The organism is Aeromonas sp. Prich7-2 (assembly GCF_017939255.1).
GTDB lineage: Bacteria > Pseudomonadota > Gammaproteobacteria > Enterobacterales > Aeromonadaceae > Aeromonas > Aeromonas caviae.
In genome coordinates, this window is record NZ_JAGKRI010000123.1 from 1 (window position 1) to 11,419 (window position 11,419).

11 protein-coding genes, 1 tRNA gene and 2 rRNA genes are annotated in these 11,419 nt (G+C 61.3%); all 14 read left to right on the forward strand.

The annotated features are described in order from the left end of the window. Positions 1 to 84: ribosomal RNA gene (locus J9892_RS17440) — 23S ribosomal RNA — on the forward strand; the annotation flags it as partial. Between the two features lie 123 nt (positions 85 to 207). Beyond that, a 5S ribosomal RNA gene (gene rrf, locus J9892_RS17445) occupies positions 208 to 322 on the forward strand. Positions 323 to 369: 47 nt separating this feature from the next. Beyond that, a tRNA-Thr gene (locus tag J9892_RS17450) sits at positions 370 to 445 on the forward strand. A 214-nt stretch (positions 446 to 659) separates the two neighbouring features. Beyond that, positions 660 to 1,925, forward strand: coding sequence for a cytosine deaminase (locus J9892_RS17455; protein ID WP_210538621.1), 1,266 nt, complete (start codon positions 660 to 662; stop codon positions 1,923 to 1,925). Positions 1,926 to 2,012: 87 nt separating this feature from the next. Next, positions 2,013 to 2,390, forward strand: coding sequence for a fluoride efflux transporter CrcB (gene crcB, locus J9892_RS17460; protein WP_210538622.1), 378 nt, complete (start codon positions 2,013 to 2,015; stop codon positions 2,388 to 2,390). Between the two features lie 65 nt (positions 2,391 to 2,455). Then, the gene (gene ubiE / locus J9892_RS17465) at positions 2,456 to 3,208 is read left to right on the forward strand and encodes a bifunctional demethylmenaquinone methyltransferase/2-methoxy-6-polyprenyl-1,4-benzoquinol methylase UbiE (protein ID WP_039041078.1); all 753 of its coding nucleotides are present in this window, start codon (positions 2,456 to 2,458) and stop codon (positions 3,206 to 3,208) included. 8 nt (positions 3,209 to 3,216) lie between these two features. Beyond that, positions 3,217 to 3,825 carry an SCP2 sterol-binding domain-containing protein gene (locus J9892_RS17470; RefSeq protein ID WP_114523029.1) on the forward strand — a complete coding sequence of 203 codons (609 nt, stop codon included), beginning with the start codon at positions 3,217 to 3,219 and terminating at the stop codon, positions 3,823 to 3,825. Then, the gene (ubiB, locus tag J9892_RS17475; protein WP_210538623.1) at positions 3,825 to 5,465 is read left to right on the forward strand and encodes a ubiquinone biosynthesis regulatory protein kinase UbiB; all 1,641 of its coding nucleotides are present in this window, start codon (positions 3,825 to 3,827) and stop codon (positions 5,463 to 5,465) included. The genes J9892_RS17470 and ubiB overlap by 1 nt, the downstream gene beginning before the upstream one ends. Positions 5,466 to 5,504: 39 nt before the next feature. After that, the gene (tatA, locus tag J9892_RS17480) at positions 5,505 to 5,753 is read left to right on the forward strand and encodes a Sec-independent protein translocase subunit TatA (protein ID WP_010672358.1); all 249 of its coding nucleotides are present in this window, start codon (positions 5,505 to 5,507) and stop codon (positions 5,751 to 5,753) included. Between the two features lie 3 nt (positions 5,754 to 5,756). Further along, the gene (gene tatB, locus J9892_RS17485; protein ID WP_210538624.1) at positions 5,757 to 6,212 is read left to right on the forward strand and encodes a Sec-independent protein translocase protein TatB; all 456 of its coding nucleotides are present in this window, start codon (positions 5,757 to 5,759) and stop codon (positions 6,210 to 6,212) included. Continuing rightward, positions 6,209 to 6,961: a twin-arginine translocase subunit TatC gene (gene tatC / locus J9892_RS17490; protein ID WP_042017421.1), complete on the forward strand. Its 753-nt coding sequence runs from the start codon at positions 6,209 to 6,211 to the stop codon at positions 6,959 to 6,961. The genes tatB and tatC overlap by 4 nt, the downstream gene beginning before the upstream one ends. Positions 6,962 to 7,072: 111 nt before the next feature. Next, the gene (locus J9892_RS17495) at positions 7,073 to 7,858 is read left to right on the forward strand and encodes a TatD family hydrolase (protein WP_210538625.1); all 786 of its coding nucleotides are present in this window, start codon (positions 7,073 to 7,075) and stop codon (positions 7,856 to 7,858) included. 3 nt (positions 7,859 to 7,861) lie between these two features. Next, complete coding sequence (gene hemB / locus J9892_RS17500; protein WP_041212046.1) at positions 7,862 to 8,881, forward strand: porphobilinogen synthase; 1,020 nt, start codon at positions 7,862 to 7,864, stop codon at positions 8,879 to 8,881. A gap of 221 nt (positions 8,882 to 9,102) precedes the next feature. Further along, complete coding sequence (gene prlC / locus J9892_RS17505; RefSeq protein ID WP_069784333.1) at positions 9,103 to 11,145, forward strand: oligopeptidase A; 2,043 nt, start codon at positions 9,103 to 9,105, stop codon at positions 11,143 to 11,145. The last annotated feature ends 274 nt before the right edge of the window (positions 11,146 to 11,419 follow it).

Consider the following 11,419-nt stretch of genomic DNA (forward strand, 5'->3'; position numbering starts at 1 on the left):
AGACCACAACGTTGATAGGTGGGGTGTGTAAGCGTAGCGATACGTTGAGCTAACCCATACTAATTACCCGTGAGGCTTAACCATACAACACCCAAGAAGTGTTTCTGGCCTTGTAGCGAATGAGCGAACTACTTACAAATTCAGTGGTAATGACAACGCAAACTAGCAAAGTCGTTATTCACGTCAGCTTTCTGGATTAAGATTTTGCCTGGCGGCAATAGCGCAGTGGAACCACCTGACCCCATGCCGAACTCAGAAGTGAAACGCTGTAGCGCCGATGGTAGTGTGGCATTCGCCATGCGAGAGTAGGACACTGCCAGGCACCCAATTTTAGATTACGCATTGAGCGTGGTCTTTACCGGTTAGTGTGCTGATATGGCTCAGTCGGTAGAGCGCATCCTTGGTAAGGATGAGGTCCCCAGTTCGATTCTGGGTATCAGCACCATTAAATAAGAAAGCCTCCCAATCGGGAGGCTTTTTTGTATCTGCTTTTCAGGCCATCCATCGCAAATTGCAGTCCTGCAATGTCGCACCTTCTTGTTGCTGAGATATCTTCCCTTTCTATCCCGTATGCTTTCCGGGCGGCGCTTCTCTCTTAAAGGGATCCGGGCTAAGTTGTGGATTGGCAAAGACAACGACGCTTTCGAAGGGGAAAGAACATGCTGATTAGGAATGTGCGTCTGGCGGGCAGGGAAGGGATGTGGCAAATCCTCTGTCAGGGAGGCGTGATCCGGGCCATCGAGCCCATGAGCACCCAGCTGCTCTCTGCCCGCGAGCTTGATGGTGAGCAAGGCCTTGTCATCCCCCCCTTCATCGAACCGCACATTCACCTCGATACCACCCAGACGGCTGGCGAGCCGAGTTGGAACCTCTCCGGTACCCTGTTCGAGGGGATCGAGCGTTGGGCCGAGCGCAAGGCGCTGCTGACCCATGAGGATGTGAAACAACGCGCCATCCAGACACTGAAATGGCAGATTGCCAACGGCATCCAGTTCGTGCGGACTCACGTGGATGTTTCCGACCCCAATCTGGTCGCCTTGAAGGCGATGCTGGAGGTGCGGGAGGAGATGAAGGAGTGGGTGGAGCTGCAGATCGTCGCTTTTCCGCAGGAGGGGATCCTCTCCTACCCCAACGGCAAGGCATTGCTGGAAGAGGCTCTCAAGCTGGGGGCCGACGTGATCGGTGCCATCCCCCATTTCGAGTTTACCCGGGAGTACGGGGTCGAAAGTCTGCACTACGTTTTCGATCTTGCAGAGAAATATCAGGTTCTGGTGGATGTGCATTGCGACGAAATCGATGACGAACAGTCCCGTTTTATCGAGACGCTGGCAACCCTGGCCTACGAGCGCGGTATTGGCCATAGGGTGACCGCCAGCCACACCACCGCCATGCACTCCTACAACGGAGCCTATGCCTCGCGGCTGTTCCGGCTGCTCAGGATGGCGGACATCAACTTCGTCGCCAATCCGCTGGTGAACATTCACCTGCAGGGGCGCTTCGACAGCTATCCCAAGCGTCGTGGCATCACCCGGGTGAAGGAGATGCTGGAGGCGAACATCAACGTCTGCTTCGGCCACGACGACGTGTTCGATCCCTGGTATCCCATGGGCACGGCCAACATGTTGCAGGTGCTGCACATGGGGCTGCATGTCTGCCAGATCATGGGCTATGAACAGATCAATGACAGTCTCAAGCTCATCGGCAACCACAGCGCCCGCACCCTGAACGTGCAGGATCGCTACGGCATCGAGTTGGACAAGCCCGCCAACCTGCTGATCCTTCCTGCTGAGAATGGTTTTGATGCGGTGCGCCGCCAGGTGCCGGTGCGTTATTCCATCCGCCATGGCAGAGTCATCGCCGATACTCGCCCGGCTGAGACGACCCTCCACCTTGTGAATCCAGAACGGGTAGACTTTCGCCGCTAGGGTCTAGCCGGGTCGATTAATTGCCCGGCTGTCCCCTGCTGTCGAGATTTTGCATAATGCCAACCTGACAATCTTGGAGACTGCTTGATGCAAACCTGGTTATTTGTCGCTGTCGGGGGCGCCTTCGGTGCCTGCCTGCGCTTTGGCATCGCCGAGCTGATGGCATGGCTGCTGGGACGCCACTTTCCCTATGGCACCCTGGTGGTCAACGTGGTGGGTTCCTTCATCATGGGGATTGCCTATGCCCTGATCAGCCATAGTCACGTGGTGGAACACCCGATGAAGCCATTGCTGATGGTGGGTATCCTCGGCGCCTTGACCACCTTCTCCTCCTTTGCCCTCGATACGGTCGTGCTGGCCCAGCAAGGGGCCTATCTGAAGGCGCTGCTCAATATCGGTCTCAATCTGTTCCTCTGTCTGGCCATGGTCGTGCTGGGGATGCAGTTGGTCACAAGCCGGGTTTGAGGTGTCCGCACGCCATCGGCTCTGGTAAACTGGCGGCCATTCTTTGCTCTATGGGTATTTGAGGGATGTCGGAACAGACTACTACTACGCATTTTGGCTATAAAACCGTGGCAGCGACCGAGAAGGAAACTCTGGTCGCCGGTGTCTTTCATTCGGTAGCGGCCAAGTATGATCTGATGAACGATCTGATGTCGTTCGGCATCCATCGCCTCTGGAAGCGCTTTACCATCGACTGCTCCGGTGTCCGCAAAGGACAGAAGGTGCTGGATCTGGCTGGCGGCACAGGGGATCTGACCGCCAAGTTCTCCCGCATCGTGGGTGAGACCGGCCAGGTGGTCCTGGCGGACATCAACGACTCCATGCTCAAGGTGGGCCGCGACAAGCTGCGCAACCTGGGGGTGGCCAACAACGTCTCCTACGTACAGGCCAATGCCGAGGCGCTCCCGTTCCCTGACAACCATTTCGACGTCATCACCATCGGCTTCGGCCTGCGCAACGTCACCGACAAGGACAAGGCACTCGCCTCCATGTTCAGGGTGCTCAAGCCGGGTGGCCGCTTGCTGGTGCTGGAGTTCTCCAAGCCGGTGAGCGAAGTGATCGCCAAGCTGTATGATCTCTACTCCTTCAAATTGCTGCCGAAAATGGGCGAAATCGTGGCGAATGACAGCGAAAGTTACAAATATTTGGCGGAATCGATCCGCATGCACCCGGATCAGCAGACCCTGGCAGGCATGATGGAGAATGTCGGGTTCGAACAGGTTGAGTTCTACAACCTGACCCAGGGCGTGGTTGCCCTGCACCGCGGTTACAAGTTTTAAGGTCGCCTATGCCGATGGATGCCATGGTCACCGCGGTGATCGAAACCAGCCTCAACCAGTTGCTGGCCCTGGACAAACAGAGCCCGGAGCGGCTGCGCAAGCTCGCGGGCAAGGTACTCAAACTGGAGCTGCGCGAGCTCAAGCCGCTCTGGTTTGTCTTCTCGGAGCGCCGTCTGGATGTGCTGGCCAGGTTTGAAGGGGAGGCGGATGCGGTGCTGAGTCTCTCCCTGACCGCCCTCGGCCTGCTCAAGGAGCCTTCCGCCCTGACCCGCTACATCCGCGAGGAGAAGCTGGACCTGAGCGGTGACCCCCAGCTGGTGCAGGCATTCAGCGCCCTGCTTGGCGAGCTCGATATCGACTGGGAAGAGGAGCTGTCCCGCTACACCGGCGACGTGGTGGCCCACACCCTGTGCAGTGGTGCCCGTCAGGCTCGCCGTTTTGTGGGGCGAGAGTTGTGCCGTTCCCAGCGTCAAGTGGCCGAGTATCTGACCGAGGAGGCGAGGCTTGCCCCGGGTCCGCTGGAAGTGGCGAGCTTCAATGACGATGTCGAAGAGCTGGCCCAACAGATGAAGGCGATCGAGTTGCGGCTTGCCCGCCTCGAACAGCAGGTGAGCTGATGACCCCGAAGGAGTTCAAACGCCTCTATCGCATCGTCAGCATCCTGCTGGAACAGGGCATCGACGAGCTGGTGCCCGCTCGTTATCAGCCCTGGCCTGGCCGTCTGGCCCGTCGCAGTCTGTTCTGGCTCAAGAACAAGCAACAAGGCATGAGCCGTGGTGCCCGTATTCGCCTCGCCTTTGAGGCCCTCGGTCCCATCTTCATCAAGTTCGGCCAGATGCTCTCGACTCGCCGAGACCTGCTGCCCCCCGACATTGCCGAAGAGCTGGCCCTGCTGCAGGACAGGGTGCCTCCCTTCTGTGGTCAGGCCGCCCGTCGCCAGATTGAAGAGAGCCTGGGTTGCCCCGTCGAGGCCCTGTTCGATGACTTCGATGAGACGCCGCTGGCGTCCGCCTCCATCGCCCAGGTGCACACCGCCCGGTTGAAGGAGAACGGCCGCGAGATCGTCATCAAGGTGATCCGTCCCGATATCGAGCCGGTCATCGAGGCCGACCTGCGCCTGATGCAGGCCCTGGCCCGTCTGGTGGCCCGTTTCGTGCCCCAGAGCGGACGACTGCGCCCCGTCGAGGTGGTGGAGGAGTATCGCAAGACCATACTCGACGAGCTCAACCTGATGCGCGAAGCGGCCAACGCCATCCAGCTGCGCCGCAACTTCATCGGTTCCGAGGCGCTCTATGTGCCCGAGGTGTTCACCGAGCACTGCCGCGAGCAGGTGCTGGTGATGGAGCGGATCTACGGCATTCCGGTCTCCGACATTGCGGCGTTGGAAGCCAACGGCACCAACATGAAGCTGCTGGCCGAGCGCGGAGTGGAGGTGTTCTTCACCCAGGTGTTCCGCGACAGCTTCTTCCACGCCGACATGCACCCGGGCAACATCTTCGTCTCTTTCGAACACCCCGAGAATCCGCTCTGGATCGGCATCGACTGCGGCATCGTCGGCACCCTCAACCGGGAAGACAAGCGCTACCTGGCGGAGAACTTCCTCGCCTTCTTCAACCGCGACTACCGCCGTGTGGCCGAGCTGCACGTGGAGTCTGGCTGGGTACCGCCCGATACCAAGGTGGACGAGTTCGAGTTCGCCATCCGCACCGTGCTGGAGCCCATCTTCGAGAAACCGCTCTCCGAGATCTCCTTCGGCCACGTGCTGCTCAATCTGTTCAACACCGCCCGTCGATTCAACATGCAGGTGCAGCCGCAGCTGGTGCTGCTGCAAAAGACCCTGCTCTATGTGGAAGGGCTGGGTCGCCAGCTCTATCCCCAGCTGGATTTGTGGCAGACCGCCAAGCCCTATCTGGAAAACTGGATGCACGAGCAGGTCGGCCCCAAGGCGGTGTGGAATGCCATCAAGGAGAAGGCGCCGTTCTGGGCGGAGAAACTGCCGGAGCTGCCGGAGCTGGTCTACGAGACCCTGCGTCAGGCCCGCCATCAGCAGCACCACTTCGACCAGATGTTTGCCGATTTCCGTCGCCACAGTCGCCGTCAGGGGCAGGCTCGCTACCTCTTAGGGGTTGGAGCCAGCCTGCTGCTCGCGGGTGTATTCTTGCTGACCAAAAAACAATACATTGAGTGGGGACAAATCAGCCTCGCCAGCGCCGGGTTATGCTGGCTGCTGGGTTGGTTGCGAACCCGTTCCCATTAAATAACCTGCGCCATCGGGCGCCTATCCGGAGAGAAAGTCATGGGTGGTATCAGTATTTGGCAGTTGTTGATCATCGCAGTCATCGTCGTGCTGTTGTTCGGCACCAAGAAACTGCGCGGTATCGGCGGCGATCTGGGCGCGGCGGTCAAGGGGTTCAAGAAGGCGCTCTCCGATGAGCCGGCCGACACCAAACCCGAGCAGAAAGATGCCGAGTTTCCGACCAAGCAGTTGAACGAGACGGCCAGCAACGCCGAAGCCGCCAAGCAGAAAGACAAAGATCAGGCCTAAGCCATGTTCGACATCGGTTTTTGGGAGCTGGTCGTCATCGGCGTCGTCGCCCTGGTGGTGCTAGGCCCCGAGCGGTTGCCGGTCGCGATCCGCACCGCCAGCCACTGGATAAGGCTGATCCGCAGCACCGCCAACTCGGTCAAGGCCGAGCTGGAGCAGGAGCTCAAGTTGCAGGATCTGCACAACGACCTGAAGAAGGCCGAACGGTTGCAGATGAACAACCTGAGCCCCGAGCTGCAGGAGTCCATCGAGCAGTTGAAAGCGGCCGCCCAGTCGGTGAATCGTCCCTATCAGGGGGAGAACGAGATCCGCCCGCCTCGGGAGCCCGCCCAGGCCGAGCCAGCCACTCCGGTGGCGGCCCCGGCGCCCACCCCAGAGATGCCGCCGGTCAACAGTCAGCGAGAGAGCGAGCCTGTGCCCGCCAGCGAGTCCGCAGCCAAAAGGGAGGTGAAGCCATGAGTCAGGCAGAACAACCCCTCATCAGCCATCTGGTGGAGCTGAGAACCCGTCTGCTGCGTTCCATCACCGCCATTCTGCTGGTGTTCATCGCGCTCATCTACTTCTCCAACAACATCTACGACTTCGTGGCCCAGCCGTTGCTCAGCCAGTTGCCGGCAGGCACCAGCATGATAGCGACGGATGTGGCGACACCCTTCATCACGCCCATCAAGCTGACCCTGGTGGTCTCCTTCTTCGTGGCGATCCCCTATCTGCTCTATCAGGCCTGGGCTTTCATCGCACCCGGTCTGTACCAGCACGAACGGCGGCTGATCCTGCCCCTGGTGGCCTCCAGCGCCGTGCTGTTCTATGCGGGGATGGCGTTCGCCTACTATGTGGTGTTCCCCTTGGTGTTCGGCTTCTTCACCAGTACCGCCCCCGCCGGGGTGACGGTGGCGACCGACATCGCCAGCTACCTGGACTTCGTGCTGACCCTGTTCTTCGCGTTCGGGGTGGCGTTCGAGATCCCGGTGGCCACCATACTGCTCTGCTGGACCGGGGTGACCACCCCCAGGAGCCTGAAGGAGAAGCGCCCCTACGTCATCGTCGGGGTCTTCGTGGTCGGCATGTTGCTGACGCCGCCCGATGTCTTCTCCCAGACCCTGCTCGCGATCCCCATGTGGGGCCTGTGGGAGATAGGTCTGTTCTTCGCCCGCTTCTACGTGAAGAAAGAGGACGAAGAGCAGCAACAAACGGAAGAGGGGAGCTGAGGCTCCCTTCCTCTTTTCATGCATCCGTTCGAGGCGTATGGTAAGGCCCCATCGAGTAGATGGTTTTCAAATGCCTGATATGCACCTCGTTTGTCCGGAACCCCTGACGCCATGATCGACATCGGTTTGAACCTGACCAGCAGCCAGTTCGCAGGCGAACAAGCCCACCTGGTGGAACGCGCGCGCGCCGCCGGGGTGGAAGCCCTGATCCTGACCGGCACCGATCTGGCCGGCAGCCGCGAAAGTGCCGCATTGGCCGCCCGCTGGCCCGGTTACTGCTTCTCCACCGCCGGGGTACATCCCCATGATGCCAAAAGCGTCAATGAGGCGACCCTGCCCGCCCTGCGCGAACTGGCGGCCCTGCCCCAGGTGGTGGCTATCGGCGAGTGCGGTCTCGACTACAACCGGGACTTCTCCCCCCGCCCGGTGCAGGATGCGGTGTTTGACGCCCAGCTGGCGCTCGCCGCCGAGCTCGGGATGCCGGTGTTTCTGCACTGCCGCGATGCCCATGACAAATTCGTCGAGATCCTGCGCCCCTGGTTGCCCCGCCTGCCGGGGGCCGTGCTGCACTGCTTCACCGGCTCCGACGCCGAGCTGGACGAGTGCCTGGCGCTGGGGCTGCATATCGGGGTGACCGGCTGGCTCTGTGACGAGCGCCGTGGCCAGCTGCTGCGCGAGCAGGTGGCCCGCATTCCGGCGGGTCGCTTGATGATAGAGACGGACGCCCCCTACCTGGTGCCGCGGGATCTGAAACCCAGGCCCAAACGCAACGAACCCGCTTTTTTGCCGCACATCGCCCAGGTGGTGGCGGCCTGCCGTGGTGAAGCGCCCGAGGCCTTGCTGGCCCATACCTGGGCCACCTCCGCCGCATTCTTCCAACTTCCGCTTTTGGAGTGATTCATGGCCACAACTCTTCCGGGGGCCTTCCCGGGCCGTCGCCTGCGCCGGGTGCGCAAACATGACTTCAGCCGCCGCCTGGTGCGCGAGAACGTACTGACCGCCAACGATCTCATCTATCCCGTGTTCGTGCTGGAGGGGGAGGGTCAGCGAGAGGCCGTTGCCTCCATGCCGGGGGTGGACAGACTCTCCATCGATCTGCTGCTCGAAGAGGCCGCCGAACTGGTGGCCCTGGGGGTGCCGGCGGTGGCCCTGTTCCCGGTGACGCCGCTGGAGAGAAAGAGTCTGATGGCGGAAGAGGCCTACAACCCGGATGCCCTGGCCCAGCGGGCGACCCGTGCCCTCAAGGCTCGCTTCCCGGAGCTCGGGGTCATCACCGATGTGGCGCTCGACCCCTTCACCACCCATGGTCAGGACGGCATCATCGATGACGAAGGCTATGTGCAGAACGACATCACCACCGAGATCCTGGTGAAGCAGGCGCTCTCCCATGCGGCCGCCGGGGCCGACATGGTGGCCCCGTCCGACATGATGGACGGCCGCATCGGTGCCATCCGCGCGGCGCTGGAGGAGAACGGCTTCGTCAACGTGCAGATCATGGCCTACTCCGCCAAGTACGCCTCCCACTACTACGGCCCGTTCCGCGATGCGGTGGGCTCCGCCGCCAACCTCGGCAAGAGCAACAAGGCCACCTACCAGATGGACCCGGCCAACGGCAACGAAGCCCTGCACGAAGTGGCCCTCGACATCGCCGAAGGGGCGGACAGCGTCATGGTCAAGCCGGGCATGCCCTACCTGGACATCATCCGCCGGGTGAAGGATCAGTTCGGCGTGCCGACCTTCGCCTATCAGGTGAGCGGCGAGTACGCCATGCACATGGCGGCGATCCAGAATGGCTGGCTCAAGGAGAAAGAGTGCGTGATGGAATCCCTGCTCTGCTTCAAGCGGGCCGGGGCCGATGGCATCCTCACCTACTTCGCCAAGCGGGTCGCCCAGTGGTTGAAAGAGGACGCCCGACGCTGAGGCGGGGAGTGTCCATGCCCTCACAATGCCGGCCCTCGGGCCGGCATTGTCGTCTCTGGCAGATGAAGTGCTGGTTTTATGAACAAAATGCCTGAAAAAGTGGGCAACAAGCCCGTCTCTTGGCGGCAAAGGCTTGATAAATGGGGTTTCTGCCTACATCTTAGATGGTCCAAGCAGGCTTCTGGACGGCAGGGGCTGCAGAGAATTTAGAGGTACCGCAGATGACTAACCCTTTGCTGACAATGGACTCGCTGCCTCCCTTCAGCCAGATCCAGCCCGATCAGGTGCAACCTGCCGTGACGCAGGCCATCGCCGATTGCAAACAGAAGATTGAGGATGTGCTGGCCCAGAAGGAGCCTCACACCTGGGACAGCCTGATCGCCCCGCTGGAAGAGGTCAACGACCGCCTCTCCCGGATCTGGTCCCCCATCAGCCACCTCAACGCCGTGCAGAACAGCGAGGCGCTGCGGGCGGCTCACGATGCCTGCCTGCCGCTGCTTTCCGAATTCCAGACCTATGTCGGTCAGCATGAAGGGCTCTATCAAGCCTATCTGGCCCTCTCCGAGAGCGATGACTTCCCCCGGCTGGATGATGCCCAGCGCAAGGAGATCCTGAACACCCTGCGCGATTTCCGCCTCTCCGGCATCGGTCTGCCTGCCGAGGCGCAGCAGCGTTACGGCGAGATCCAGGCCCGCCTCTCGGAGCTCTCCTCCCGTTTCAGCAACAACGTGCTGGACGCGACCCAGGGCTGGCACAAGCTGGTGACCGACGAGGCCGAGCTGGCCGGTCTGCCCGCGAGCGCCCAGGCTGCCGCGCGCCAGATGGCCGAACTCAAGGGCAAGGAGGGGTGGCTGTTCACCCTGGACATCCCCTCCTACCTGCCGGTGATGATGTATGCCGACAGCCGCGCCCTGCGTGCCGAGCTGTATGAGGCCTTCACCACCCGCGCCTCCGACCAGGGCCCCAACGCCGGCAAGTGGGACAACTCCGCCATCATGACCGAGTTGCTCACCCTGCGCCGGGAGCTGGCCCGACTGCTGGGCTTTGCCAACTATGCCGAGCTCTCCCTCGCGACCAAGATGGCGGACAAGCCGGAGCAGGTGGTGGACTTCCTCACCGACCTGGCTGCCAAGTCCCTGCCCCAAGGCAAGGCGGAGCTCGAAGAGATCCGCGCCTTTGCCGCCGAGCAGCACGGTCAGGACGAACTGGCGGCCTGGGATCTTGCCTATTACGCAGAAAAGCTCAAACAGCACAAGTTTTCGGTCTCTGATGAGCAGTTGCGTCCTTATTTCCCCGCTGGTCGGGTCGTGAAGGGGCTGTTCGAGGTGGTCAAGCGGGTGTTCGGCATGAAGGTGCGCGAGCGTCTCGGCATCGACACCTGGCACCCGGACGTGCGCTTCTACGACATCTTTGACGCCGATGACGAGCTGCGCGGCAGCTTCTACCTGGATCTCTATGCCCGCGAGCACAAGCAGGGCGGCGCCTGGATGGATGTCTGCCTGGGTCGCCGCTACCGTCAGGACGGCTCCCTGCAAAAGCCGGTGGCCTACCTGACCTGCAACTTCAACGGCCCGGTGGACGGCAAGCCGGCCCTGTTCACCCACAACGAAGTGGTCACCCTGTTCCACGAGTTCGGCCACGGCATTCACCACATGCTGACCCGCATCGATGTGGCCGGCGTGGCCGGCATCAACGGCGTGGCCTGGGATGCGGTGGAGCTGCCGAGCCAGTTCCTCGAGAATTGGTGCTGGGAATCCGAGGCGCTGGCCTTCATCTCCGGCCATTACGAGACCGGGGAGCCGCTGCCCGCCGATCTGCTGGAGAAGATGCTGACCGCCCGCAACTTCCAGGCGGCGATGCAGATGCTGCGCCAGCTGGAATTCGCCCTGTTCGACTTCCGTCTGCACCAGACCTTTGACCCGGCCAGAGCGGATCAGATCCCTGCGCTGCTGGCTGAGGTGCGCAGCCAGGTCGCCGTGATGACGCCCCCGGCGTTCAACCGCTTCCAGCACAGCTTCTCCCACATCTTCGCGGGCGGCTACGCGGCGGGCTACTACAGCTACAAGTGGGCCGAGGTACTCTCTGCCGACGCCTTCTCCCGCTTCGAGGAGGAGGGGATCTTCAACCCGGCCACGGGCCACTCCTTCCTGAAGAACATTCTGGAAAAGGGTGGCTCCAGGGAGCCGATGGAGCTGTTCCGTGCCTTCCGTGGCCGGGAGCCCCAGGTGGATGCGCTGCTGCGTCACAGCGGTATCGCCGCGTGAGGTCCCGCCGCCACAGTGAGCCTCGATTGGATGAGCTGCCGCGCCACTGCGGGAGCTTCAAGCAGGTACACATTTGCGGCATAGTGGGATCGAAACGTGATTTTTGATAGAAAAAGGGACCTTTTGGTCTAATGCCGATCAGTTAAGGATCCATTGACCGATCCTCAGGCTGTGTAAGAATCCGAAACTCCTTGTTGGGTTTCGGATTTTTTTATGCGTATCGACCAAGCTCTCGACTTCATTCACGCCTGTCCTCCCGGAAAGTTTGAGTCCC

What these genes read in the sequence shown, in the direction of transcription:
- ubiB (WP_210538623.1), top strand. Translation starts at nt 3,825, where the DNA reads ATGACCCCGAAGGAGTTCAAACGCCTCTATCGCATCGTCAGCATCCTG.
- J9892_RS17455 (WP_210538621.1), top strand. Translation starts at nt 660, where the DNA reads ATGCTGATTAGGAATGTGCGTCTGGCGGGCAGGGAAGGGATGTGGCAA.
- tatC (WP_042017421.1), top strand. Translation starts at nt 6,209, where the DNA reads ATGAGTCAGGCAGAACAACCCCTCATCAGCCATCTGGTGGAGCTGAGA.
- tatB (WP_210538624.1), top strand. Translation starts at nt 5,757, where the DNA reads ATGTTCGACATCGGTTTTTGGGAGCTGGTCGTCATCGGCGTCGTCGCC.
- ubiE (WP_039041078.1), top strand. Translation starts at nt 2,456, where the DNA reads ATGTCGGAACAGACTACTACTACGCATTTTGGCTATAAAACCGTGGCA.
- J9892_RS17470 (WP_114523029.1), top strand. Translation starts at nt 3,217, where the DNA reads ATGCCGATGGATGCCATGGTCACCGCGGTGATCGAAACCAGCCTCAAC.
- J9892_RS17495 (WP_210538625.1), top strand. Translation starts at nt 7,073, where the DNA reads ATGATCGACATCGGTTTGAACCTGACCAGCAGCCAGTTCGCAGGCGAA.
- tatA (WP_010672358.1), top strand. Translation starts at nt 5,505, where the DNA reads ATGGGTGGTATCAGTATTTGGCAGTTGTTGATCATCGCAGTCATCGTC.
- crcB (WP_210538622.1), top strand. Translation starts at nt 2,013, where the DNA reads ATGCAAACCTGGTTATTTGTCGCTGTCGGGGGCGCCTTCGGTGCCTGC.
- hemB (WP_041212046.1), top strand. Translation starts at nt 7,862, where the DNA reads ATGGCCACAACTCTTCCGGGGGCCTTCCCGGGCCGTCGCCTGCGCCGG.
- prlC (WP_069784333.1), top strand. Translation starts at nt 9,103, where the DNA reads ATGACTAACCCTTTGCTGACAATGGACTCGCTGCCTCCCTTCAGCCAG.